The following is a 23,134-nucleotide window of genomic DNA, read 5'->3' as shown; positions in this document are numbered from 1 at the left end:
GGATCGTGCGCGGCCCCACCCGCCCGGCCGGAACCGGCACAGTGCCCTGACGGAACCAGCGGTAAGCGGTATGGGGACTGATCCCCTGCGCTCGCCCCCACTCCGTCAGATTCACGAACGCGACCATAAGCAACTGGATTACGTCCATGCACACTTACGCACAGTCAGGCACCAACAGTTCGCCACCCCTCGGCGCACGGCTTCCGTTCAACGGGGCGAATCGAGCGGCCGACCCGGCCCGCGCGGTACAGCTCGACCAGGGTGTCCTGGTCCAGGGTTGCACGGCCCCGGGTGGGGTGGTCGGCGCGCTGCTGGGCGCCCACGGGTGAGTCGACGGCTTCCTCGGCCACGGCTCTGTCCTTCGCTCCGGTACAACGGCATCGGCGGGCAGCCGCGGGGACGGTGTGTGGTGAGCCCCGGTGCCTCGCCCTGACGGGAAGACCGTCCCAGCCGCCACCGACGTCCGCCCAACGGCCCGGTCGGCTCGCGCGTTGGTGGTCGTTGGCGCCCGTTGGATGCCGTTGGGTCCCGCCGGACCCGCCGCCCCGGTGCCCGACTGCCCCGGTGCCCGGGCGCTCAGGACCGGACGCTCAGGACCGGGCCACGAGTGCGGCGGTCAGCTGCTGGACGCCGTCCTCGCCGAAGCGCCGCACCAGGACCGCGATCCAGCCGGCCAGTTCGACCCGCTCGCACTCGGACCACGCCGCGGCCGAGGGGTGCTCGTCGACCACCAGGGCGCGGGCCAGCATCAGGTGCTCGGCTCCGGGGGCCGGCCAGGTCCGGCCCTGCCGTCCGTGCAGGGCCATCCGCCGGGCCACGGCGATGACCTCCCGGGCGGCGGCCGGGGGGACGCACCACCCGGTCGGGACGGCCCCGGCGGGCCGCTCGGCGCCGGCGGCCGGGGCGGGCGCCGGTTCGGCGGCCTCACCGGCCAGCCAGGCGGCGATCAGCCGACGCGCCGTCGCCTCGTCGTCCGGCCCGCTCCCGCCGCGCCCGGTGCCGCCCTGCCCGTTACCGTCCCCACCGCCCGTCATGACCGTCAGTCTGTCACCATCACGGTCCACCGCCTTGGTCCTCATCGGAGCCCACCTCACTCATCTGCCCGGCCCTGGACGCGAGCCGCTCGCCCGCCTGTCGTGTTGTTGAACGGAAAACGTGCTCGCGATTGTTCACCTGGGCGGCACTTTGCCGGAGGAAACCTCGCCGGGGCGCGGGACGGGCCCCGCCGCGCCCCGGCCCGGGCCGTCAGCCGGCGGCGCGCCCGGTCCGACGGCGGCGCGGATCCCGTCGCCCAGCAGGTCCGGGGTGGTGGCCCCGGCGTCGTCGGTGACCACGACCGCCGGGACGCGGGCCTCGGGGGCGAGGCCGGAGGGGCCGGCCTCGCCGGTGCGGCGGCCGGCCACCAGGGCGGCCGTGAAGGTGCCGTACCCGACGCAGTCGCGGCCGGCGTCCCCCGCCGCTCCGCCGGCCGCAGGGCGCCGAGCGCAGGGTCCGAACTGGTCCGCACCAGCGGTGCCGAGGCCGGTCCGATCGCCCCGGTCGTCTCCCGCCGCGCAGCCGGGGCCGTGGCGCCGAGCGCGTCGAGGCGCAGCACGAGGTTGCGCGGCAGGTCGGTGCCGGGCACGCCCGGGACCGCCACCGGTCTCGGCCAGCGCCGGGGCGGTGCCGGTCGCGCTGGGCGAGCCCGGACCGCCGCCGCCCGCCGTGGCGGCGGCGGGGGACGGCGGTGCAACGCAGCCCCCGACCCCTGCACGGATGGCGTGCCGCGTTCGGTTCACCCCGTTCCCGGTGTCGCCGGCCGCCGCCTCCTCCCGGCCCGCGCAAGAGGAACGCGCGTCCGGGCAGCGCGAGGCCGAACGGCGCGAGGCCGGGCAGGCGCGGCCCGGTGAACCGGTCAGGGGTGGCGCAGGGCCTCGGTGAGCCGGTGGGCCGCCTCGACGACCGCCTGGGAGAGCTGGGCTCCGGGGTGCCTGGTGAGCCGCTCGATCGGGCCGGAGACCGACACCGCGGCCACCACCCGGTTGGAGGGGCCGCGGACGGGCGCGGACACGGAGGCGACCCCGAGTTCACGCTCGCCGATGGACTGGGCCCAGCCGCGCCTCCGGACCCCGCTCAGCGCGGTGGCGGTGAAGCGGGCGCCCTGCAGCCCGCGGTGCAGCCGCTCGGGCTCCTCCCAGGCGAGCAGGACCTGGGCGGCCGCACCGACCTTCATCGGGAGGGTGACCCCCACCGGTACGGTGTCGCGCAGGCCGGAGAGGCGCTCGGCGGCGGCCACGCAGATCCGGATCTCGCCCTGCCGGCGGTAGAGCTGGGCGCTCTCGCCGGTCACGTCGCGCAGGTGGGCGAGGACGGAGCCGGCCGCGGCCAGCAGCCGGTCCTCCCCGGCGGCCGCCGAGAGCTCGGTGAGCCGGGGCCCGAGGATGAACCGGCCCTGCATGTCCCTGGTGACCAGCCGGTGGTGTTCGAGTGCCACGGCGAGCCGGTGGGCGGTGGGCCGGGCCAGGCCGGTGGCGGTGACGAGTCCGGCCAGGGTGGCGGGACCTGCCTCCAGGGTGCCGAGGATCGAGGTGACCTTGTCGAGCACGCCGACGCCGCTCGTGTTGTCCATGGATGGGTACTCCGTCTCGAATCCCGTGAGCGGCGGGTGGGCTTCGCTCACGGGGGCTCCCGGACGGGGAGCCGGGGGGGTGGTCAGCGAGGACGGGCCGGGGAAGTCGGCCGATTGCCTGCGCCGGGCACGAGACGGGTACGCGGAAGGGCCGGGGCGGAAAGCGCCCGGGCGAAGGACAGCACAGAGAGCACCGTGTCTCCTCATCTTTCCCGCGCCACAGTGGCGACAGGCCGGAGTTGGCACTGCCCCCGCACGGCACGGCGCGTACTTCGGACGCCGGGTCGAACGGGGAGTTGCCGGGGCTTCGTAGGGCCGGTCCCTCCACCCCTCTGGATGATTCGCGAGGAACGATACAAGATGCGCCGGGCCGCCCGCCAAGCCTCCCCCTCCACTCGCCCTCCGCTCGCCCTCCACTCCCCTCCCCCGGACGCGATCGGGCCGGCCACGCGGTGGTGGCCGGCCCGGGGTTCCTACGGGCCGTCGGCCCGTCGGGTGGTCAGCTCGCCTTCTTCGTGGTGCCGACGCACAGCGCCCAGATGACGAAGGCGTCGAGCGCGATCAGGACGATGGCCCAGAGCGGGTAGTAGGGCAGCCACAGGAAGTTGGCGATCATGCTCAGGCCGGCGACGGCGACACCGACGACCCGGGCCCAGGCAGCACCGCTGAACAGCGCCACGCCCGCCAGCACCAGGACGACCCCGACGATGACGTGAATCCAGCCCCAGCCTTCGGTGTTCATCGAGTAGACGTAGTGCCGGGTGACGACGATCAGGCTGTCCTTGGTGATGGCGGCGATCCCCTGGAACACCGCCATGATGCCGCCGGCGATCATCATGACCCCGGCGAAGATGGTCCACCCGGTCGCGAAGGGACGGGGCTCGGGGGCGCGGGTGCTGGGGCCGGCCCCGGCAACACTGCTGGTCATGACATTGACTCCTTCGGTGGCAACCGCCTCTCGGGCAACGGGAGACGGGAGGGACGGGCAGCCTGGCGCAGGGGCCCGGCTGCTCGCATGACGACCGCCTGGAAGGGAACAGAAGTCCTACCTTCACGGTAGGGCCGGACTCCCGTCCTGTCGTGCGCGGACCGCGACGAGGTCACGGATCGTGACGCCGCGTCCGTCAGCGGCAGGTGCCGGCCGGTGTGGGTCCGGACGACTGGTCATGGCCACCTGCGCTGTGTGCGGGGAACGGTCGGGGAGGTCCGCGTCGCGCGGACGGGGTCACTCGCCGGTCCGGCTCCCGGCGCCGGCCTCGTCGGTACGGCTGTCGGCGTCGGCCCGTCCGGAGGCGGCGAGCAGCGCCAGGACGGCGAGCACCGCGAGCAGCACCAGCACGAGCAGCAGCACCGTCAGGACGGTCGGGTGGTTCCAGAGGGCGAACACCAGGGCGACGATCAGCACCGCCGCGAGGACGAGCCACCGGCGGTGGGCGTCGGTCCAGGTCCCGACCCGGCCGGTGTGCACGCCGTGCGCGTCGCTCCAGCCGGCGACGGAGTCGGCGACGTGGTCGGCACCGCCGCGGACGGCGCGCGGCATGCGGCCCGCACCGGAGAGGTAGGCGCCGAGCGCCACCACCACGCCCAGGACGATCGCGGTCCGCAGGCTGATCCGCAGGAAGTGCAGCAGCGTGTCGAAGACCGCGGCCGCCGCGGCCGGGGACTGCACGGCGGGCGGCAGGTGGTCCAGGTAGTAGTGGCGGGCGATCACCAGGGCGATCGCCACCAGCAGGCAGGCGAAGGCCGCGCAGAGGGCCGTGGTCACCAGGGCCCGGCGGCGGCGCCGGGCCAGCACCACGCCGATCACGCCGATCAGCACGGTGATGATCGGCAGCCAGTTGCCGATCACGTCGAGGGCGTGCGCGTAACCGCGGATCTTGGCCAGCTTGTCGGACTGGAACAGCACCAGCTGCTTGTTGACTTCGGGGATCTTCTCGGCCGGGGTCAGCCCGGCCGACACCAGGTCGTCCTTCAGCTTGTCGACGGCCGTCCCGACGTTGAGGGTGACGGTGCCGTTGTTCACCTCGACCGCGCCGCGGCCGTGGCCGGTCAGGGCCTGGACCACGGCCTGGTGGGCGGCGCGGTTGGCCTGCGTCCACGCGGTCGCGAAGGCGTCGCTCTGCACGACCTTGGTGGCGGCCTTGGTGACCACCTGGTCGACCGCGTCGTCGATCTTGGGGCCGAGCGACTTGACCGCCGCGGCGGCCCGGGGCGGCAGGCCCTGCGACTGCAGCCAGTCGCCCACGTCGGAGGCGACCGCCGGGCCGTCCACCTTCACGTCCACGGCCTTCGTGATCCGGGCGACCGCGGCGTCCTGGATCGCGGGGTTGGTGGCCAGCGGGGAGACCGTGGAGACGTACCGGTCGGTGTCCAGCGCGATGTCGTGCACCCAGACGGTGAGCAGCGAGACGGGCACCAGGATGCAGGTCAGCGTGATCAGCACGGCTGACACGGTGCTCATCGCGATCCTCGCCGCCCTGGAGGGGTGCCGGCCCCCCGAGGGCGTGCCCCCGCCCCCGTTCGTCGGCCCGCCGGGCGGCGGCCCGGACGGAGGCGGCCCGGACGCGGGCGGCTCACCCGCCGCAGGACCGCCCACCGCAGCAGGCCCGGACGGAGCAGGCCCGGACGGAGCAGGCCCGGACGGAGCAGGCCCGGACGGAGCAGGCCCGGATGGAGCGGGCCCGGACGCCGAGGGCTCACCCGAAGGGGGCTCGGAAGGATGCGGCTCCAGTGGCCCGTTCAACGGCACTCCCGGTGTTCGGCACGCGGCCGTACCGCCGCTGTTCACCATTCACGCCGCAAGGTCCCCCGTCCGGCACGCCGGACTGGGCCGCCCGGACGAGGGCTCCGCCGGATCCGCGTTCCCTCACCCGGAACAGGTGATCCGCGGAGGGGGTGGCGGCCCCTAGCGTCGAAGCAGCGACCGGCCCGGCGGGCCGGGCGCCGGATCCCACACGAAGGAAGGAGCACCGCCATGGCCGAGGACGTCCTGGCCGAGAGCGGGCCCATCGACTACCTGGTGGTCGAGTTCCCCGGCAACCGCATGACCGGGGAGGGGCTTCCGCTGTTGATCGACCTGGTGGACCGGGGTGTGATCCGCATCCTGGACTTCGCGTTCGTACGCAAGGACAGCGACGGCACCGTCACCGGGATGGAGATCGCCGACTTCGACGGCGACGGCCTGCTCGACCTGGCCGTCTTCGAGGGCTCCGGGTCGGGGCTGCTCGACGACGACGACCTGGGCGAGGCCGCTGGGGCCATCGAGCCCGGGAACTCGGCCGGGGTGCTCATCTACGAGAACACCTGGGCCGCTCCGTTCGCCACGGCGCTGCGCCGGGGCGGCGCCCGGGTGGTCGCCAGCGGCCGGGTGCCCATGGCGGACCTGCTGCGCTCCCTGGACGAGCTGGACGACGTCGAGGACGCGTCCGACGACCCCGCGACCCGGCCGTCCGCCACCGAGTGACGCCACCGAGAGGAGAGACGAGTCATGCCTGGACTGCTGCGCGGTGTGGCGCGCACCGCCGTCGTCGCCGGAACGGCGACCGCCGTGTCCAACCGGGTCTCCCGCCGTCAGGCGGGTCGTTGGGCCCAGCAGGACGTGGCGGCCGAGCCCGCTCCGCCCCCACCGGCCGCGGCACCCGCCGCTTCTGCGGCGCCACCGGCGGCGAGCATGGACGACAAGATCTCCCAGCTGCAGCAGCTGGCGCAGCTGAGGGACCAGGGAGTCCTCACCAACGAGGAGTTCGCGGCACAGAAGCAGCGGCTCCTGGCCGGCTGAACGCCCCCCGCGTGCTGGTGCCCCGTCCCGGTCCGGGACGGGGCACCGGCACGCGGGAGCCCGGACGAAGCGTGCGGGCGGCGGCACCACCCGCACCGGTGGTTCAGTGCCCGACGGCGACCTTGGCCGCCACGATGACCAGCCCGAGGACCAGGTTGACCGCGCCCTCCACGGCGACCTGACGGGCCGGGGCGCCCGCCCGGTGGGCGCCCAGCGTCGCCCAGGCCACCTGCTGGGCCACCGCGACGCCGAGGGCGAGCCAGGCGCTGTTGCCCGTCCCGAGCCACGGACTGACCAGCACCGCCAGGGCCGGCAGCCCCGACGCCTCGACCAGCGGCCACTCGTGCCGGCCGACCTCGCGCACCTGGGGCCAGCTGACCTGGCGTCCGATCTCCCGCTGCCCGGCCACGTGCGCGTAGACGTGGGCGATCCAGAAGACGAGCCCGGTGATCACCAGCAGCAGGATCAGCGACAGCCGCGGGTGCGGTTCGTGGACACCGGCGGCCGCGATCACGGAGGCCGCCAGCATCGAGCCGTAGACCGCGCCGGCGTAGTCCGTCCGGTCCCCGTTCCCCTGCGGGGCCGGCCCGGGCGGGACGGGGGTACGGCTGCGGGACGTTGTCACGGCGTCTCCTCCCGTCACCGTGCCGGGGACGGCCGGTGAACCGTCGCCGTCATTGTCACCGGATCCCCGGGGCCCGGCCTCACCCCGGGCAGGTGAGGGGTCGGCAGGCGGGGGGCCGCCCCGGCGGGGCCCCCCCCCCCGCCCCCCCCCCCGGGCCCCCCCCCCCCCCCCCCCCCGCCCGGGCCCCCCCCCCCGGGGGGGGGCGGGGGGGCCCCCCCCGGGCCGCATCCCTCCCCGGCCCGGGGTGGGCTCGCCTGGCGGGCCCCCGCCGGCGCGGCCCCCCGGGGGGGGCCCCGCCCGGGCGGCCCGCGGCGCCCCGGCCGCCGGACGTTCACCCACGCCGGGTGATCCGCGGCCGGGCCGCCCTCCGTAGCGTGTCGGCGAAGGGCCGATTCCTTCTCCACCCGGGGAGTGCAGCACGGACGACCACCCTCCGATCACCGAACACGGGGTCATCGGCGATCCGCAGACCGCCGGGTCTCCCGTCAGAACCATCGAAGGAGACGAGACCCATGCCAGGCATCCACCACCAGGTCGCACGCCGCGCCATCGCGCCCGCGCCCGACGAGCTCGGACGCGTCGGGTGGCTCGTGATCGGTCTGGGGGCTCTCGTCGTCGGCGCGACCCTGCACGCCCTGTCAGGCCTCGTCGCGATCGCCAAGGACATGCTGCGCCCCGCTCCCCGGAGCGTCTCCGTGACCGGCCGCGCCCCCGCCACTCCGATCAGCCTCAACGAGAAGGAGGCCTGGATCCTCATCGGCTCCCTGATGATCCTGAGCGGTGCCGTGGGCCACGCCCTCGCGGAGTTCATCGCGGGGATCAGGAAGGCCGCCCACGCGACGCACCGCCGGGCCCGGGCCTGACCTCCCGCACCGGCCGGCCGTTCAACCGACGGGCCCCGGCACACGGCCGGATCGCCCGTCAGGAGGCCGGGGCCTCGGCCTCCGCCGTCTGCCCGGCCCCGCCCGGCTCCCGCCGGGCGGGCAGGTGGCCGGTGAAGGCGAAGCCGACGAGCGTGATCCCGGCGGCGGCCAGGAACGACACCTTGAGGCCGTCGAGCTGGGCCGCGCTGTAGGACTCCACGATGGCGTCCGCCTCCTGCGGCGGAACGGCGGTCTGTGCGAGCACGGCGGAGAGCTGGTCCGCGGGCACGAAGCTGACGCCGGCCTCGATCCTGATGCCGGCCTCCTGCCGCACCGGCTCCGAGATCTGCGGGTGCTCGGCGACGGTGCTGCCGAACGCAGCCGTCAGGGCGCCGATGAGGATGGCGCCGATCAGCGCGGTGCCCAGCGACGACCCCAGGTTCTGCGCGGTGTACTGCAGCCCGCCGACCTCGCTGCGGTCCTCCTCCCCGACGCTCGACTGCACGATGTTGCCAGCTGGGAGGCGAGCAGCCCCATGCCGATCCCCAGCAGGGCCATCGCCAGCGCGAAGGACAGGTCGTCGAGCTCCGGCTTGACGGTGCCGACCAGCCACAGCGACGAGACGAACAGCACCAGCAGCCCGATCCGCACCACCGTCCTCGGCGAGGCGAACCGGCCGAGGAACGGGCCGGTCATGGAGGTCGCGAGCATCGTGACGGACACCGGCAGCAGCCGGAGGCCCGTCTCGAAGGCGTCATGGCCCTGCACGACCTGGAGGTAGAGCGGGATGACGAAGAACAACCCGAGGAGGATCAGGTTCTGGCTGAAGAGCATGAGCAGGCCGGACCGCAGTGGCGGGATGCCGAACAGCCCGAACCGGACCAGCGGATGCTCCCGGCGCAGCTCCCACGACCGGAACAGCACCAGGAGCACCCCGCCGAGCGCGACGGCGAAGAGGGTCGGCGAGAACCCGAGCACCGTGAACGGCGGGTTGCGGGGCTGGAGCCAGCCCCAGGAACTGCTCTGCAGGACGGCCAGCACCACCAGTCCCAGCCCGGCCACCGACAGCAGCACGCCGACCACGTCCAGCCGCGTGCGCCGCTCCGGCGCCGGTTCCGGCGCGATCCAGCCCATCAGCAGGAGGATGACCACCACCAGGACGACCTCGCCGGCGAAGACCAGACGCCAGGTCAGGTAGGTGGTCAGCCAGCCGCCGAGCAGCGGGCCCACGGCGATGCCCGCCCCGGCCAGGCCGCCGATGACGCCGTAGGCGGTGGCGCGGTCCCGTCCCCGGTAGGCGCCGGCCACCAGCGCGGCCAGCGCCGGGAGGACCAGCGCGGCCCCCAGGCCCTCGATCACCGACCAGCCGAGCGCCAGCACCCCCAGGGTGGGGGCGACCGCGGTCAGCCCCGATCCCACGGCGTAGACGACCAGGCCGAGCCGGAACATCCGGCGGCGTCCGAACATGTCGCCGAGCTTGCCACCGGTGATCATGAACGCCGCCATCACGAGCGTGTAGAGGGTGATCACCGCCTGGATCGCCGTGACGTCGGTGTGGAAGTCCTCGACCAGCTGGCTGATGGACACGTTCATCACGGACGCGTCGAGCACCATCAGGAACTGCGCCGTGCCCAGGACGATCAGCGCTCTCCACCGGTTCGCCGTGTCTCCTCGCGCTCGCCGATCCGTACGCCCGGGCCGGACGCCCGCACGGTTCGTGTTCCCGCAACGATGCCGGACCGGACGCCAGCGGCCGTGGCTCACCCCGGCTGGGTGATCCCCCGGGGCGACGCTGCGCGCAGCCTGGTCACACGGGGATCGGCGAGGACCGGCGGAGCATTCCAGGGAAGGACGCTTATGCGTTACGAGTTCCGTATCGCCGGGGCGATGCCAGAAGTGACTGTCCGCGAAGCGTTCCCGGAGCTGGAGAGCGTCTTCGTGCCGGACCAGACCCTCCTGTTCGGCCCCGTCACGGACGAGGCCCACCTCTACGGCCTGCTCGGCCGGTTCCAGGCGCTCGGCTTGCACGTCATGGAGCTCCGCCAGCTGCCCGACCAGGACGCCCTCGGACGCCCCCGGAGCCGGACGCCGGGCGGTTGAGCCCCGCCCCCGGGGCCGTCGGGCCCGCCCCGGGCGTTGCGCCGAACGGCGGCCCGGCCGAGATGCCGCCCACCGTCCGGTCGCCCAGTCTTGGACGGAATCCGGTGTGCCCGCGCCAGAGCGAGCCGCGGCGGTGCCCGACCGCCGACATCGACCCGAGGGAGAGCGGCGTGGCGGAACGGCGGGTTCGGCCCGGCCGCACCGACTGGTTCCGCGCCAGGTCCGCCTGGCTGCAGGACCAGACGGCCACGCTGCGCGACGCCCCGTTCCCGCGCCGGCTCGCGGCGCAGCTGATCCACATCCACGTCCTGGACACCGCCACCCGCCTCGCGGCGCAGACGTTCCTGACCGCCCTCCCGGTGCTGTTCGTGCTGGCGGCCTTCATGCCCCAGGAGGTGCGCAGCAGCGCGTCCGACTCCATCAAGGCCGTCCTGGGGCTCCAGGGCGCCTCGCTGGACGAGGTCACCGGGGTCTTCCACCCCAAGGGAGGGGAGGCCACCACCGACACCTTCGGCGGCATCGGGATCCTGGTGACCCTGCTCTCGGCGACGAGTTGCAGCCGAATCCTGCAGCGGCTGTGCGAGCGGAGCTGGCACCTGCCCCACCTGTCGGGGCGTCTGGCGGCCTGGCGGTGGCTCGCCTGGCTGCTGGTGTGGCTGGCCGCCCTGGTCGTCCAGGGGAAGGTGCGGTCCGGATTCGGGGCGGGCGACGCGCTCGGGGTCGTCCTGTACCTGATCACGGCCACGCTGCTCTGGTGGTGGACCCAGCACCTGCTGGTCGGCGGCCGCGTCCCCTGGCTCCCGCTGCTGCCCGGGGCCGTGCTGACCAGTGCCGCGCTGACGACGCTCGCCTGGGCCTCGCGGATCTACGTCCCCCACTCGATGAACCGCAGCGTGACCCAGTTCGGCCCGCTCGGCCTGGTCTTCACCCTGCTCAGCTGGCTCATCGTGTTGTTCACCGCCATCACGCTCGGGATCGGCGTCGGGTACGTGCTGGCGGGCCAGGGCCGGCTGGCCGTGCTGCTGGGAACGCCGGAGTCGCCCCCGGAGGAGGAGGACGCGGACGGACCGGCCGCTCCGTAGACCGCGTTCACCCGTGCGGCCCAACCGGCGCGCGTGCCGTGACGGGGAACCGGGACCGTTCGGCGGACGGCGGTGGGGGCGTGCGGCCCCGGCGGGCGGGGCCGTGCGCCCCTTTGCCCGACCGGGCCCGGTCGGAAAGGATGGAAGGGTCAGTGATGCGCGCTTCCCGTCCGCGCTTCCCGTGCGCCGCCCACCTGAGGTGAGCACCATGGCCCTCAGCCCAGCCGTCGGCACCCCGGCCCGCCCGGTCGGGGTGCCCGGACGCGCCCCCGACGTACCGGCCCGGATACCCGGCGGCGATCCGGTGCTCGCGGCCCGTTTCGCCGTACCCCTGATCCCGGAGACGTTCGTCCACCGGCCGCGCCTGGTCGGGCGGCTGGACGACGGCCTGCGGACGTCCCTCCTGCTGGTGAGCGGCCCGGCCGGGGCCGGGAAGACCCTGCTCGTCGCCGACTGGCTGGCCACCGCCCGACTGCCCGGCCCCGCGGTCTGGCTCACCGTGGAGCGCGAGGACAACGCCCCCGGGGTCTTCTGGGCCTACCTGCTGGAGGCCGTCCGCCACCACGGCGTCGCCCTGCCCGACGACATCGGCAGTCCCGCCCGGGCCCAGGAGGTCGACCACTCGCTGCTGGCCCGGCTGGCCGCCCACCTGAGCCGGCGGGAGGAGCCCGTGGTCCTCGTCCTCGACGAGTTCGAGCACGTGTCCTCCGCCGAGGTGGCCTCGGGGCTCCACTTCCTCCTCGGCCACGCGGGCCCCGGCCTGCGGCTGGCCGTGCTCAGCCGGACGGAGCCGCTGCTCCCGCTGCACCGCTACCGCGCCGCCGGCAGTGTCACCGAGGTCCGGGCCGCCGATCTGGCCTTCCGGCCGCCGGAGACCGCCGCACTGCTGCACCGGCACGGCCTGGACCTCTCCGCCGAGGGCAGCCGGGCGCTGACCGAGCGGACCGGTGGCTGGGCCGCGGGCCTCAGGCTGTCCGCACTGGCCGCCCAGGGCGCCGGCGACCCGGAGGCCTACCTGGCGGAGTTCGAGGCCGGCGGGAGCACCGTCGCGGACTTCCTGCTCGCCGAGGTCCTCGACACCCAGTCCGCCGAGGCCCAGGACCTCCTGCTGCGCACGAGCGTCCTGGGCCGGGTCCACCCCGACCTGGCCGACGCGCTGACCGGCCGGCGGAACGCCGCCCGGATCCTCGCGGACCTCTCCCGGGCCAACGCCTTCGTCGAGCCCGTCGGGCACGCCTGGTACCGCTGCCACCCGCTGTTCGCCGAGATCCTGCGCGTCCACCTGGCGGCCCGCAGCCCGGGGCTGGAGCGGGAGCTGCACCGCAGGGCGGCCCGCTGGCTGACCGACGCGGGCCACCCGACCGACGCGCTGTCACACGCCGCCGCGGCCGGCGACTGGGAGTTCGCCGCGGCCCGGGTCGTCGACGGCCTGGCCCTCGGCACGCTCTTCACCGGCCGCGACGCGGAACGGCTCGACACCCTGTTCGCCGGGATGACCCCGGACGCCGGGGGTGCGGCCCCGGAGCTGGTCCGGGCGGCCCGCGACCTCGCCCGGTACGAGGCGGACAGCGGCCTCGACCACCTCGGACGGGCCGAGGTGCTGCTGCGGGAGCACGACGGCGGGGACGCGTCGGCGGCCCTGCTCGGCGCGGCCCAACTGCGGGTGCTGGCGGCCCGGCTGCTCGGCTCGGCCGACCTGGCGCGGGCCGCCGCCGAGGAGGCCGAACGGCTCGAAGGGCTGGTCCCGCCGGGGCTGTTGGCGGACCACCCCGAACTGCCCGCGCTCCGGCTGAACGACCTCGGCGCCGTCCTGCTCTGGGAGGGCGGCCTCGACGCCGCCAAGGCCGCGCTGACGGCCGCGGCGAAGACGGCCGACGGACCCACCACGGCCGGTCCGCGCCAGGAGGCACTCGCCCGGCTCGCCCTGATCGACCTGCTCGACGGGCGGCCGGGCCGCGCCGAGGCCCGGCTGCGCAAGGCGGCCGCCGAGGCCGAACGCGCCGGCCTGTCGCCGGCCTCCCGCACCGGGGTGGGCCACCTGGTGCTGGCCGCCCTCGCCGTCGAGCACGACGACCTGACCGCGGCGCGCGCGGCGGCCGACCGGGCAGCCGGATCGGCGGCGGCCCGTCACGACCCGGCCGTCGCCGCCGGACTCGCGATCGTCCGGGCCCGGATCCTGCTGGCCGGTGGCCGCACCCGGGCGGCCCTGGACGCACTCGGCCGGGTGGCGGACGACGGCCCCGGCCCGGCCGGACCGCCGCCCTGGGTACGGGAGGGCGTGGCCGTGCTCTCCTCGGCCGCGCACCTGGCCGAGGGCGATCCGGCCGCGGCCCTCGCGGCGCTGGAGCGCAGCGGCGCCGACGGCCCGGAGTGCGCCGTCGCCGCGGCGCGGGCACGGCTCGCCGCCGGGGAGGGCCCAAGCGCCCTGCGGATCCTGGACGCCGTCCCCGACCACGACGGCCACGGCCCCGGCGTCACCGTCCGGGTCCTGCTGGCCCGCGCGCAGGTCGCCGCCGCGCTCGGCGACGAGGCCGACGCCCGGCGGCTGCTCGCCCGCGCCCTCGCGCTCGCCCGGCCCGAGAAGTTGCGCCGGCCGTTCCGGGACGCCGGGCCGTGGCTGCGGCGGCTGCTGCGGGCCCGGCCGTCGCCGGCGGACTCCCACGGCTGGCTGCCCGCCGACCTCCTGCCCGGCACCGCGGCCGCGGGCGGCGGGGAGGCCGCCGTGCCGGACGCCCCGGTCGAACCGCTGAGCGAGCGCGAACTCGACGTGCTGGAACGGGCCGCGCAGATGCTGTCCACCGAGGAGATCGCCGCCGAGCTCTTCCTCTCGGTGAACACGGTCAAGACGCACCTCAAGAGCATCAACCGGAAGCTCGCCGTCTCCGGACGCAGCCGAGCCGTCCGGCGGGCGCGCGAACTGCACCTGATCTGACCGCCCGCCGTACCGGAAGCGGGGACGGGCCCCTAACGGCGGCGGGCCCGACGGGAGCGCCAGTAGTGCCATCCGACCGCCGCCGCGCTCAGCCCCAGCAGCACCAGGAACATCGCGAGCAGGGCGTTGTCGGCCACGCGCACCCCGGTGAGCAGCACGATCAGCACCGCCCCCACCGTCGCCAGGCACGCCACCACCGTCCGCAGCACCACCAGGAGCGCGCCGGGGCGCAGCACCGACCGGTTCCGGGTGCGGGCCGGTGCGTCCCCGGCGCCCGCCGACCCGTACCGCTGGAGGGCGCGGTCCGCGAGCTGGTTGGTGGCGCGGCGGTACATCTCGGCGCAGGCGGGCACCCAGACGAACGGCACCACCATCCCGACGAGCAGCAGCACCCCGATGCCGGCCCAGCCGAGCCACCTGCGGAGCCGGCCCCGGCTCGGGTCCTCGGGGGTCACCAGGCCGATCAGGTACGCCTGTCGGCGGACGACGGACCACCAGGAGCCCTTGGGCGCGGTCTCGCCCCCGAAGGCCGCCTCGGCATCCTCCTCCGCCTCGGCCCGGACCGCCTTCCGCAGGGCCGCCCTGGCCTCCGCGGGCGTCGAGTAGACCCCCTGCACCAGCAGCACCTCGACCGCCGCGTCGTCACCCCGGGGGTCGCGGCCGGCCAGGGCGCCCAGCTCCAGCACCATCTGCAGCTGGGCGAGCAGCGCGGCGACGAACGCGACCGGCAGCAGGAGGATGAAGGGGCCGCCGAGGAAGGAACCCTCCACCACCGACCGGTGCACGCCCCGGCCGATGACCTGCTCGGTGACCTCCGCCCGGCTCGTCCCCGCCCGTTCGGACTCGTGCGCCCGCGCCGCCGTGTCGGCCGCCTGGGGGCCCAGGAACTCCACCGCGAAGACGGCCAGGCGCTCGGGCATGCGGGCGGGGTCCGCCCGGACCGTCCGCAGCAGTGCCACCAGGCCGGGTCGTTGCCGTGCGCTCTCCGTTCCGCCCATCAGCCGCAGAATAACCCCGCCGGTCGGGGGCCGCCCCGGGGCGGACTCACCCGGTCCGGGTGATGCCCGGACGGGCCGCGGGCGCGTACATGGACGGTAAGGAGCGTCACCGGGTTCCCACCCGGGCTCGGGCGTCCGGGTGGACGCCCGGACGCCTCCGCTCAGCCGAGCACGCGCCCGCCCCGGCTGCCGGGGCGGACCGTCGACGTCAGGAGGCCTGTGGTGGACTACCCGTTGCTCGACATCTTCTTCACGACCATGTGGCTGTTCCTGTGGATCCTGTGGTTCTTCCTGCTGTTCCGCGTCTTCGGGGACCTCTTCCGCGACGACAGCGTGGGCGGCTGGGGCAAGGCGGGCTGGAGCGTGTTCCTCATCTTCCTCCCGTTCCTGGGCGTGTTCGTGTACCTGATCGCCCGGGGCCAGGGCATGGGGCGGCGCGAGGTCCAGCGGGCGACCGAGGCGGAGCAGGACTTCCGCACCTACATCCGGGAGACGGCCTCCGACACCTCGGGGCCGGGCGCCCACGTCGACGAACTGGCGCGGCTGGCCGAGCTCAAGGAGAAGGGCCACATCACCGAGGAGGAGTTCCGGCGCGCCAAGGCGAAGGTGCTCGCCTGACGGCCGGGAACGCGTGCTGACGGCCGGTCGCCGGCCCCCGGGTCGGCGACCGGCCGCCGCGCGCCAGGCCGTCCGCAGCCGGGCCGTTCGCAGCCAGGCGGGCCGGGCCGTCCGCAGCCGTCAGCCGGCCGCCGACGCCGACTCGTCCACCAGGGCACGGACGGCGGCGAGCTCCTCCGCCGCGGCCCGCACGGCCGCCGCGACGTGGTCCAGGCTCCCCGGACCCACCGGGATGCGCACCGGCAGCGGGCCGTCGGCGGCGACGATCCGCAGGACGTCCCGGGCGAACTCCTCGGGGCGCCCCACCGTCGGCAACTGCGCCATCCCGCGCAGCTGTTCGCGCATCGGGTCGGTGGCGTCGCGGTAGAGCGGGGAGCGGTCCGCGGCATCGGTGAGCGAGGTGCCGTAGCGGGTGGCGTAGCCGGCGGGCTCCAGGGCGGTGACCCGGACGCCGAACGGCGCGGCCTCGGCGGCCAGGGCCTGCGTCATGCCCTCCAGTGCGTGCTTGCCGGTGACGTACGCGGCCAGGCCGGGGAAGGACATCCGGCCGGCCAGCGAGGAGACGTTGAGGATGTGCCCGCCGCCCTGGGCGCGCATCACCGGCAGCGCGAGCCGGGCCAGCCGCCAGGGGCCGGCCACCAGCGTCTCCAGCTGGTCCCGCAGTTCCTCGTCGCCGACCTCCTCGACCGTGCCGAACACGCCGTTGCCGGCGTTGTTCACCAGGACGTCCAGGCCGCCGAGCCGGTCCACCGCGTCGGCGACGGCGCTCCGGCACTGCTCGGCGTCCCGGACGTCCAGGGCCAGCGGCAGGATCCGGCCGCCGTGGCACCGGTGCAGCTCCGCCAGGTCGGCGGGCTTGCGGGCGGTGGCCGCCACGGTGTCCCCGGCCTCGGCCGCGGCGGCGGCCAGCGCCCGCCCCAGCCCGGACGAACAGCCCGTCACCAGCCAGCGCCGTGCCATGCGGTACCCCCTCCGTGCCACCGGACCGTCGGCGTCACGGTCCCAGAGCGGGGGCCGGGTGCCCAGGCCTGCGGACAGCGCCCGCCGGGCGTACGGACGTGCGGGCGGGGCGCGGCACGCTGCCTCGCGCCCCCGCAGCACGCCCGTTCGGGCGGCGGCGGTGTCACCAGCGGTCGTGCACCTGCGGGCGGATCCGGCGATCGTACAGCTCCCGGACGGCCGCCAGGGTGGCCGGCGGCAGCGGCGCCTGCTCGGCGGCGGCCGCGTTGGCCCGGGCCTGCGCCACGTTGCGGGCACCGGGGATCACCGTCGTCACCCCCGGCTGCTGGACGATCCAGCGCAGCGCCGTCTGCGCGGCGGTGGCGCCCGCCGGCGCGAGCGCGGCGAACTCCGCCGCCGCCTCGACACCGGTCGCGAAGTCCACGCCGGAGAAGGTCTCGCCCTGGTCGAAGGCCTCGCCGTGGCGGTTGTAGGTGCGGTGGTCGTCGGGCGGGAAGACGGTGCGCTCGCTGTAGCGGCCCGAGAGCAGCCCCGAGGCGAGCGGTACCCGGGCCAGGATCCCCACCCCGGCCGCCTCGGCGGCGGGCAGCACCTGCTCCAACGGCTTGAGCCGGAAGGCGTTGAGGATGATCTGCACGCTCGCCACACCGGGGCGCGCGATCGCGGTCAGCGCCTCCGCGCAGGTCTCCACGCTCACGCCGTACGCGGCGATCCGCTCCTCCGCGACCAGGGTGTCCAGGGCGTCGAAGACCTCGTCCGAGGAGTAGACGGGCGTCGGCGGGCAGTGCAGCTGCACCAGGTCGAGCCGGTCCACGCCCAGGTTGGCCCGTGAACGGTCCGCCCAGGCACGGAAGTTGGCGAGGTGGTAGTGCTCGGGCCGCTGCTCGACCCGGCGGCCGAACTTGGTGGCGACGAACACGTCCGCGTCCGGGCGGTCCTTCAGGAAGCGGCCGATCAGGCGCTCGCTGCGGCCGTCGCCGTAGACGTCGGCGGTGTCGAAGAGCGTGACGCCGGCCTCGACGGAGGCCTCCAGGACTGCGAGGGCGTCCTCCTCCCGGACGTCTCCCCAGTCCGCGCCGAGCTGCCAGGTGCCGAGTCCGACGATCGAGACGGGCCGACCGGTGCGGCCGAGTACGCGCTGTTCCATGCGACGACCCTCTCACGGCGGTCCGGCCCTGTCGCCCGCCGCCACCGTGGGCCCGCCTCCCGGGACTCCGTCGACGAACCATCTGCCAAAGGTACGCATGTGCGCACGAAACGCCCTACGATGAGCGGATGAGCACCGGCACCCACCTGGCAGATGCGCACGGCTCGCAGCAGCGGGCCGAGCAGCGCCTGGACGTCGCCGCGTCCGTCCTGACGCTGCTGGCCGACCGGACCAGGCTGGCGCTACTGGAGCGGCTCGGCCGGGGCGAGGCGGACGTGACCACGCTGACCGAGGCGACCGGCGCCGCCCGGCCGTCCGTCAGCCAGCACCTGGCCAAGCTCCGGCTCGCCGGCCTCGTCGGCACCCGCAAGGAGGGGCGGCGGGTCGTCTACTCGCTGCGCCACGGCCACCTGCGCCGGCTCGTGGACGAGGCGCTGAACGTCGCCGACCACCAGATCGGCCACCTGCCGCCGCACGACTGAGCCGCGCGAGCCGGGCACAGGCGCGCGGACCGCGGAGTCCGGGCGGACCCGGGCGGACTTCCGACGAATAGGTGCACAGGTACGCACGCGTTCCTATGATGGGAGCACGCACCCACCGACCACCCCCACCCGCGACCGGGACGGGGCAGGAGCGCCCATGCTGTCCGTGCTGCGCAACCGCGCCTACCGCCACCTCTTCACCGCCCAGGTCGTGGCCCTGGTCGGCACCGGACTGGCCACGGTGGCACTGTCCCTGCTGGCCTACCGGATCGCCGGCGACGACGCCTCGGCCGTCCTCGGCACCGCGCTGGCGATCAAGATGGTCGCCTACGTCGCCGTCGCACCACTGGCCGGCGCGCTCGCCGGCCGGATACCCAGGCGGGCCCTGATGGTCGCGATGGACCTCACCCGGGCGTGCGTCGCACTGACCCTGCCGTTCGTCGACCGCGTCTGGCAGGTCTACCTCCTGATCTTCCTGCTCCAGGCCGCCTCGGCCGCCTTCACCCCGACCTTCCAGGCCACCGTTCCGGACGTCCTGCCCGCCGAGCGCGACTACACCAACGCCCTGTCGATGTCCCGGCTCGCGTACGACCTGGAGTCGCTGTTCAGCCCCGCCCTCGCCGCGCTCCTGCTGACGGCGGTCCCGTACGACTGGCTGTTCGCCGGGACGGCGGTCGGCTTCCTCGCCTCCGCGGCCCTGGTGGTCTCCACCGTCCTGCCCAAACCGGCCCCGGTCGAGCCGGCCCCAGTCGAGTCGGCGCCGGTCGGACGGGCCGACGGCGTGTACGCCAAGGCCGCCTTCGGCACCCGGCTGTTCCGGGCCACCCCCCGGCTGCGCGCCCTGCTCGCCCTCGACCTCGCGGTCGCGGCCGCCGGCGCGATCGTGTTCGTCGACACGGTCAACGTCGTCCGCGACCACTTCCACCGCCCGGCCGGGGCCGTCTCGCTCGCGCTGGGCGCCTACGGGGCCGGCTCGATGCTCGCCGCGGTCCTGCTGCCCCGCGTCCTGGGCCGGCTCGGCGACCGGGCCGTCATGCTGCCCGCCGCCTTCGCCCTGCCGGCCGTCCTCGCCGCCGTCACCGCGGTCTCCGCCGCCCCGGCCGGGACCGGGACGTGGCTGGGCCTGCTCGCCGCCTGGGCCCTCGTCGGCGCCGGCAGCTCGGCCGTGCTCACCCCCGGTGGGCGCCTCATCCGCCGCTCGGCCGCCGACGCCGACCTGCCCGCGGCCTTCGCCGCCCAGTTCTCGCTCTCGCACGCCTGCTGGCTGCTCACCTATCCGCTCGCCGGGTGGCTGGCCGCCGGCGCGGGGCTTCCGGTCACCGCCGTCGTCCTGGGCCTGCTCGCCCTGGCCGCCGCGACGGCGGCCACCGCCCTGTGGCCGTCCCGCGACCCCGGGGCCCTGGAACACCTGCACACCGACCTGCCCGCCGGGCACCCCCATCTCGCCGACGCGCACGCGACCGCCGGCGGCGCCTGGCAGCACGGCCACCACTACGTCATCGACCGGAACCACCACAGCTGGCCCCGCCCGACCGGCGCCCGCACCCGCTCCACCGCCGGCTGACCCCGCCGCCCCGCCGCCCCGCCACCCGGCCGACCCCGAGCCGAAGCCCTACTGACCGGTACCTCAGACCGCGGAGCCGATCACGTCGGCGCACCCCGGTAAGGTGGTGCACCGTGGCCAGTCGTAAAACGTCGATCCTGGAAGCCGCGGCACGGGTGATCGCCCGCCGCGGGGTGCGCGGACTGAGGGTGGAGGAGCTCGCCGCGGAGGCGGGCGTCTCGACCGCGCTCATCTACTACCACTTCAAGGACCGCACCGGGATCCTCCGTCAGACGCTGGAGTTCATCAACGACCGGGCGGAGCGCTACACGACCGACCGCGCCCCGGACGCCCCGCCGCTGACGGCGCGCGAGGAGCTGGAGCAGACGCTGCTGCTGGAACTCCAGGACACCGTCGAGGTACGGGAGAACAGCACGGCCTGGGGCGAGCTGCGGGCGAGCGCGGTCTTCGACGAGACCCTGCGCGAGGACCTGGCACGGGCCACCCGGGTGTGGGTGCAGGAGATCGCCGAACTGCTCGGGGGCGTCCGGCCGATGGCCTCGGCGGTCGCACTGGCCGGCGCGGCGGAGCGGCTGACGGCGCTGCTGGAGGGGCTGAGCACCCGCTGGCTGAGCGGCAGCCTCCCGCTGGCGCACGCCCGGACGCTGATGGCCGACGCGATCGAGGCCGAAGTGGCCCGGCTCGGCTCCTGACCGGCTCCTGACCGGCTCCCGATCCGCGGGGGTTCCGTGCGGATTCCGCACGGAACCGACGGCGGACGTCACGCTCCGCACCGCTCCCGTCAAGGATCCGTCATGGCACGCCCACGGGTTTGACTGATTTTTCAGTCAATGTAAGCCTGAGTCCGCAGGCAGGGTGCTGCCGCCGGTCCGCGCCGTCCGTGGTGCGCCGGTACGTCGCGGCGCGAAGAGTGGACCACGCGGCCCGCACCCTCCCCGGCACCGTCGCACGATCTGGAGACCCTCATGACCCACTACCGCGATGACCGTTCCGCCGAGCAGCCCTACCCCTGGGTGCCGGCGGACGACGTCCCGCACGCGCGGACCTGGATGTCCTGGCCCTCCCGCCGGGGGGTGTGGGGACTGCGCCTGGGCGGCGTCCAGGAGGACATCGCCCTGATCGCCCGTACGATCGCCGAGTTCGAGCCGGTGGTCATGTGCGCCCCCGACGACTGGACGGCCGGCAAGGCCCAGTCCTGGTGCGGCAACGGGGTGGAGGTGATCACCGCCGTCCCCACCGACGACCTGTGGATGCGCGACATCGCGCCGGTGTTCCGCCGCGACGGGTACGGCGGCCTGGACGCCGTGGTCCTCAACTTCAACGGCTGGGGCAACAAGCAGGTGCACCACGACGACGCCCGGGCCGCCGAGCTGATCGCCACCCGCCGCGGCCTGTGCCACACCTACGCGGACTTCGTCGGCGAGGGCGGCGCCATCGAGACCGACGGCGACGGCACCGTGATGGCCACCGAGAGCAGCCTGGTCAACAAGAACCGCAACCGCGGCATGAGCCGGGACGAGATCGAGGAGGCCGTCCTGGAGGCCTACGGCGCGGACACCATGATCTGGCTGCCGGGCATCAAGGGCCAGGACATCACCGACGACCACGTGGACGTCACCTCCCGGTTCGTCCGCCCCGGCGTGGTGATGGTGCAGCTGCCGCCGGCGGACCGCAACGACGCCTGGGCCCGGGACGCCCGCGAGCAGTTCGCGATCCTCTCCGCCGCCACCGACGCCCGGGGGCGCCGCCTGCAGGTCATCCCCGTGCACGGCCCGGACACCGTCCGCTCCCGCAGCTCCAAGTTCGTCGACTCCTACCTCAACTTCCACCTCGTCAACGGCGGCGTGATCACGGCCCAGTTCGGCGACGCGTACAAGGACGCCGCCGCCCGGGACGCCCTCGCCTCGGCCTTCCCCGGCCGCGAGGTGGTCCAGATCGACGTCGACCGCCTGATGGCCGGGGGCGGCGGCATCCACTGCTCGACCATGCACGAGCCGGTGCCGTAGCCACCGCCGTAGCCACCGCCGTAGCCACTCCCCTGCCCTGCCCTGCCCTGCCCTGCCGCAGGAGTCCCCGCACGAACCCGCACGAGTCCGCCCCACCCCGACCCAGCTGGAGTTCCCGCATGACCAACGCCGTGTCCCGCCGTACCCTGATCCGCAACCTCGCCGGCGTCGGCGCCGGTGTCGGCGCCCTCGCGCTGGGCCTCACCGCCTGCGACCCCAACGACATCGAGGACCCGACCGGTGCCGTGCCGCCCACCCGGCCCGGCGGCACCCCCGGCGTGCGCCGCTTCGGCGCCGAGTGGGACAAGCACCTGCGCACCGTGATGTCCTGGCCCGCCTCCGAGAACGTCTGGGGCGACCAGCTCGCCGACGTCCGCCGGGACGTGGCCGGCCTGGCCCAGGCCATCGCCGCCCGCGAGCCGGTCGTGCTGATGGCCCGGCCCGAGCAGAAGGACGCCGCGCAGAAGGCCTGCGGCTCGGCGGTCGAGGTGGTGCCGATCGCCGTCGACGACCTGTGGGCCCGGGACACCCTGCCGGTGTTCGTCGAGGAGGGCGGCACGGTCAAGGGCGTCGACTTCAACTTCAACGGCTGGGGCGGCAAGCAGCAGCGCGGCAACGACTCCAAGGTCGCCCGCACGGTGCTGGAGAAGTACGGCGTCGAGCGGATCGAGACCCGGCTGGTCGCCGAGGGCGGCTCCTTCGAGACCGACGGCCAGGGCACCCTGATGGTGACCGAGAGCTCCGTCGTCAACGACAACCGCAACCCGGGCATGAGCCGGGACCAGATCGAGGCGGAGCTGAAGCGGCTCCTCGGCGTGACCAAGGTGATCTGGCTGGCCGGCGTCAAGGGCAAGGACATCACCGACGCCCACGTCGACTGCCTGACCCGCTTCGCCGCGCCCGGGGTGGTGCTGCTCGACCAGGCCTTCCCCGGCACCCCGGCGGACGTCTGGTCCCGCTCCGCCGACCAGGCCCGCTCCGTCTTCAAGGACGCCACCGACGCGACCGGCAAGAAGCTGCAGGTGGTCGAGCTGCAGCAGCCCGACCCGGACAAGATCACCGGCCGCGGTGACGCCTTCGTCTCCTCGTACATGAACTTCTACATCGGCACCAAGGGCGTCTACCTGCCGAAGTTCGGCGACGCCCGGGCCGACGACCGGGCGCAGCAGATCCTGAAGCAGTACTTCCCGACCCGGGAGATCGTCCCGGTGAAGATCGACGCGATCGCGGCCGGCGGCGGCGGGATCCACTGCGCCACGCACGACATCCCCGCCCTCGGCTGACCGGACGGGTCGGCCCGGGGCCCGGGGACGGGCTCCGGGCCGGCCTCCGACGGGGCCGGGTCCGGTCGGCGGACCGGACCCGGCCCCG

22 protein-coding genes, 2 pseudogenes and 1 riboswitch are annotated in these 23,134 nt (G+C 75.0%); of the genes and pseudogenes, 12 read left to right on the top strand and 12 right to left on the bottom strand.

Annotation, left to right across the window (positions count from 1 at the left end; all coding sequences use genetic code 11):
- From ACIGG8_RS35310 to ACIGG8_RS35280, 7 genes and pseudogenes are all read right to left on the bottom strand, one after another.
- Nucleotides 1-115 (bottom strand): annotated as a pseudogene (locus tag ACIGG8_RS35310) (IS607 family transposase); the annotation flags it as partial.
- Between the two features lie 49 nt (nucleotides 116-164).
- The gene (locus tag ACIGG8_RS35305) at nucleotides 165-350 is read right to left on the bottom strand and encodes a hypothetical protein (RefSeq protein WP_396552714.1); all 186 of its coding nucleotides are present in this window, start codon (nucleotides 348-350) and stop codon (nucleotides 165-167) included.
- Between the two features lie 240 nt (nucleotides 351-590).
- A complete protein-coding gene (locus tag ACIGG8_RS35300) occupies nucleotides 591-1,034 on the bottom strand; it encodes a hypothetical protein (RefSeq protein ID WP_396552713.1) in 444 nt (147 codons plus the stop codon).
- A 135-nt stretch (nucleotides 1,035-1,169) separates the two neighbouring features.
- Complete coding sequence (locus tag ACIGG8_RS35295; protein WP_396552712.1) at nucleotides 1,170-1,403, bottom strand: hypothetical protein; 234 nt, start codon at nucleotides 1,401-1,403, stop codon at nucleotides 1,170-1,172.
- 491 nt (nucleotides 1,404-1,894) lie between these two features.
- On the bottom strand, nucleotides 1,895-2,608 hold the full coding sequence (locus ACIGG8_RS35290; RefSeq protein WP_396552711.1) for an IclR family transcriptional regulator: 714 nt from the start codon (nucleotides 2,606-2,608) through the stop codon (nucleotides 1,895-1,897).
- 200 nt (nucleotides 2,609-2,808) lie between these two features.
- Nucleotides 2,809-2,951, bottom strand: a riboswitch (SAM riboswitch).
- Nucleotides 2,952-3,107: 156 nt separating this feature from the next.
- Nucleotides 3,108-3,536, bottom strand: a complete 429-nt coding sequence (locus ACIGG8_RS35285) for a hypothetical protein (RefSeq protein ID WP_396552710.1) — start codon at nucleotides 3,534-3,536, stop codon at nucleotides 3,108-3,110.
- A 297-nt stretch (nucleotides 3,537-3,833) separates the two neighbouring features.
- A complete protein-coding gene (locus tag ACIGG8_RS35280) occupies nucleotides 3,834-5,069 on the bottom strand; it encodes a hypothetical protein (RefSeq protein WP_396552709.1) in 1,236 nt (411 codons plus the stop codon).
- Between the two features lie 513 nt (nucleotides 5,070-5,582).
- Between ACIGG8_RS35280 and ACIGG8_RS35275 the strand changes: the two genes are divergently transcribed.
- The gene (locus ACIGG8_RS35275) at nucleotides 5,583-6,071 is read left to right on the top strand and encodes a DUF6325 family protein (protein WP_350526029.1); all 489 of its coding nucleotides are present in this window, start codon (nucleotides 5,583-5,585) and stop codon (nucleotides 6,069-6,071) included.
- Between the two features lie 24 nt (nucleotides 6,072-6,095).
- On the top strand, nucleotides 6,096-6,386 hold the full coding sequence (locus ACIGG8_RS35270) for an SHOCT domain-containing protein (protein ID WP_396552708.1): 291 nt from the start codon (nucleotides 6,096-6,098) through the stop codon (nucleotides 6,384-6,386).
- Between the two features lie 103 nt (nucleotides 6,387-6,489).
- Here ACIGG8_RS35270 and ACIGG8_RS35265 read toward each other — a convergent pair whose 3' ends face one another.
- Entirely contained in the window at nucleotides 6,490-7,011 is a 522-nt protein-coding gene (locus ACIGG8_RS35265) for a hypothetical protein (protein WP_396552707.1), read from the bottom strand.
- A 512-nt stretch (nucleotides 7,012-7,523) separates the two neighbouring features.
- Here ACIGG8_RS35265 and ACIGG8_RS35260 point away from each other — a divergent pair.
- Complete coding sequence (locus tag ACIGG8_RS35260; RefSeq protein WP_396552706.1) at nucleotides 7,524-7,874, top strand: hypothetical protein; 351 nt, start codon at nucleotides 7,524-7,526, stop codon at nucleotides 7,872-7,874.
- A 58-nt stretch (nucleotides 7,875-7,932) separates the two neighbouring features.
- Here ACIGG8_RS35260 and ACIGG8_RS35255 read toward each other — a convergent pair.
- Nucleotides 7,933-9,488: pseudogene (locus tag ACIGG8_RS35255) on the bottom strand (MFS transporter).
- A gap of 243 nt (nucleotides 9,489-9,731) precedes the next feature.
- Between ACIGG8_RS35255 and ACIGG8_RS35250 the strand changes: the two are divergent.
- From ACIGG8_RS35250 to ACIGG8_RS35240, 3 genes are all read left to right on the top strand, one after another.
- Nucleotides 9,732-9,974: a hypothetical protein gene (locus tag ACIGG8_RS35250; protein WP_396552705.1), complete on the top strand. Its 243-nt coding sequence runs from the start codon at nucleotides 9,732-9,734 to the stop codon at nucleotides 9,972-9,974.
- 170 nt (nucleotides 9,975-10,144) lie between these two features.
- The gene (locus ACIGG8_RS35245; protein ID WP_396552704.1) at nucleotides 10,145-11,056 is read left to right on the top strand and encodes a YhjD/YihY/BrkB family envelope integrity protein; all 912 of its coding nucleotides are present in this window, start codon (nucleotides 10,145-10,147) and stop codon (nucleotides 11,054-11,056) included.
- A gap of 208 nt (nucleotides 11,057-11,264) precedes the next feature.
- Nucleotides 11,265-13,988 (top strand): LuxR C-terminal-related transcriptional regulator, encoded by a 2,724-nt coding sequence (locus ACIGG8_RS35240; protein ID WP_396552703.1) that lies wholly within the window; start codon nucleotides 11,265-11,267, stop codon nucleotides 13,986-13,988.
- A gap of 32 nt (nucleotides 13,989-14,020) precedes the next feature.
- Here ACIGG8_RS35240 and ACIGG8_RS35235 read toward each other — a convergent pair whose 3' ends face one another.
- Entirely contained in the window at nucleotides 14,021-14,986 is a 966-nt protein-coding gene (locus tag ACIGG8_RS35235; protein WP_396552702.1) for a hypothetical protein, read from the bottom strand.
- Between the two features lie 222 nt (nucleotides 14,987-15,208).
- On the opposite strand from ACIGG8_RS35235, the gene ACIGG8_RS35230 reads away from it, so the two are divergent.
- Complete coding sequence (locus ACIGG8_RS35230) at nucleotides 15,209-15,604, top strand: SHOCT domain-containing protein (RefSeq protein ID WP_396552701.1); 396 nt, start codon at nucleotides 15,209-15,211, stop codon at nucleotides 15,602-15,604.
- Between the two features lie 120 nt (nucleotides 15,605-15,724).
- Here the strand turns inward: ACIGG8_RS35230 and ACIGG8_RS35225 are convergent, their stop codons facing one another.
- Together ACIGG8_RS35225 and ACIGG8_RS35220 are read right to left on the bottom strand one after the other, a co-directional pair.
- Nucleotides 15,725-16,564, bottom strand: coding sequence for an SDR family oxidoreductase (locus ACIGG8_RS35225; protein ID WP_396552700.1), 840 nt, complete (start codon nucleotides 16,562-16,564; stop codon nucleotides 15,725-15,727).
- A gap of 163 nt (nucleotides 16,565-16,727) precedes the next feature.
- Complete coding sequence (locus tag ACIGG8_RS35220; protein WP_396552699.1) at nucleotides 16,728-17,711, bottom strand: aldo/keto reductase; 984 nt, start codon at nucleotides 17,709-17,711, stop codon at nucleotides 16,728-16,730.
- Nucleotides 17,712-17,839: 128 nt separating this feature from the next.
- Here ACIGG8_RS35220 and ACIGG8_RS35215 point away from each other — a divergent pair, with 128 nt between their 5' ends.
- The 5 genes from ACIGG8_RS35215 to ACIGG8_RS35195 all read left to right on the top strand — a co-directional run bounded on the left by ACIGG8_RS35215 (nucleotide 17,840) and on the right by ACIGG8_RS35195 (nucleotide 23,046).
- A complete protein-coding gene (locus tag ACIGG8_RS35215) occupies nucleotides 17,840-18,193 on the top strand; it encodes an ArsR/SmtB family transcription factor (RefSeq protein WP_396552698.1) in 354 nt (117 codons plus the stop codon).
- 157 nt (nucleotides 18,194-18,350) lie between these two features.
- Entirely contained in the window at nucleotides 18,351-19,757 is a 1,407-nt protein-coding gene (locus ACIGG8_RS35210; RefSeq protein ID WP_396552697.1) for an MFS transporter, read from the top strand.
- Between the two features lie 113 nt (nucleotides 19,758-19,870).
- Nucleotides 19,871-20,449 carry a TetR/AcrR family transcriptional regulator gene (locus tag ACIGG8_RS35205; RefSeq protein WP_396552696.1) on the top strand — a complete coding sequence of 193 codons (579 nt, stop codon included), beginning with the start codon at nucleotides 19,871-19,873 and terminating at the stop codon, nucleotides 20,447-20,449.
- 273 nt (nucleotides 20,450-20,722) lie between these two features.
- Nucleotides 20,723-21,763: an agmatine/peptidylarginine deiminase gene (locus ACIGG8_RS35200; protein ID WP_396552695.1), complete on the top strand. Its 1,041-nt coding sequence runs from the start codon at nucleotides 20,723-20,725 to the stop codon at nucleotides 21,761-21,763.
- Nucleotides 21,764-21,882: 119 nt separating this feature from the next.
- Complete coding sequence (locus ACIGG8_RS35195) at nucleotides 21,883-23,046, top strand: agmatine/peptidylarginine deiminase (RefSeq protein ID WP_396552694.1); 1,164 nt, start codon at nucleotides 21,883-21,885, stop codon at nucleotides 23,044-23,046.
- Nucleotides 23,047-23,134 lie beyond the last annotated feature (88 nt).

Source organism: Kitasatospora sp. NPDC085464 (assembly GCF_044541955.1).
Taxonomy (GTDB): Bacteria; Actinomycetota; Actinomycetes; order Streptomycetales; family Streptomycetaceae; genus Kitasatospora.
The sequence above is the reverse complement of the archived record's forward strand: the minus strand, read 5'-3'. Positions and strand labels throughout refer to the sequence as shown.

Coding starts and splice junctions, on each gene's coding strand:
- ACIGG8_RS35275 (WP_350526029.1), top strand. CDS start 5,583: ATGGCCGAGGACGTCCTGGCCGAGAGCGGGCCCATCGACTACCTGGTG.
- ACIGG8_RS35225 (WP_396552700.1), bottom strand. CDS start 16,564: ATGGCACGGCGCTGGCTGGTGACGGGCTGTTCGTCCGGGCTGGGGCGG.
- ACIGG8_RS35200 (WP_396552695.1), top strand. CDS start 20,723: ATGACCCACTACCGCGATGACCGTTCCGCCGAGCAGCCCTACCCCTGG.
- ACIGG8_RS35215 (WP_396552698.1), top strand. CDS start 17,840: ATGAGCACCGGCACCCACCTGGCAGATGCGCACGGCTCGCAGCAGCGG.
- ACIGG8_RS35285 (WP_396552710.1), bottom strand. CDS start 3,536: ATGACCAGCAGTGTTGCCGGGGCCGGCCCCAGCACCCGCGCCCCCGAG.
- ACIGG8_RS35250 (WP_396552705.1), top strand. CDS start 9,732: ATGCGTTACGAGTTCCGTATCGCCGGGGCGATGCCAGAAGTGACTGTC.
- ACIGG8_RS35195 (WP_396552694.1), top strand. CDS start 21,883: ATGACCAACGCCGTGTCCCGCCGTACCCTGATCCGCAACCTCGCCGGC.
- ACIGG8_RS35290 (WP_396552711.1), bottom strand. CDS start 2,608: ATGGACAACACGAGCGGCGTCGGCGTGCTCGACAAGGTCACCTCGATC.
- ACIGG8_RS35300 (WP_396552713.1), bottom strand. CDS start 1,034: ATGACGGGCGGTGGGGACGGTAACGGGCAGGGCGGCACCGGGCGCGGC.
- ACIGG8_RS35210 (WP_396552697.1), top strand. CDS start 18,351: ATGCTGTCCGTGCTGCGCAACCGCGCCTACCGCCACCTCTTCACCGCC.
- ACIGG8_RS35235 (WP_396552702.1), bottom strand. CDS start 14,986: ATGGGCGGAACGGAGAGCGCACGGCAACGACCCGGCCTGGTGGCACTG.
- ACIGG8_RS35260 (WP_396552706.1), top strand. CDS start 7,524: ATGCCAGGCATCCACCACCAGGTCGCACGCCGCGCCATCGCGCCCGCG.
- ACIGG8_RS35280 (WP_396552709.1), bottom strand. CDS start 5,069: ATGAGCACCGTGTCAGCCGTGCTGATCACGCTGACCTGCATCCTGGTG.
- ACIGG8_RS35240 (WP_396552703.1), top strand. CDS start 11,265: ATGGCCCTCAGCCCAGCCGTCGGCACCCCGGCCCGCCCGGTCGGGGTG.
- ACIGG8_RS35270 (WP_396552708.1), top strand. CDS start 6,096: ATGCCTGGACTGCTGCGCGGTGTGGCGCGCACCGCCGTCGTCGCCGGA.
- ACIGG8_RS35220 (WP_396552699.1), bottom strand. CDS start 17,711: ATGGAACAGCGCGTACTCGGCCGCACCGGTCGGCCCGTCTCGATCGTC.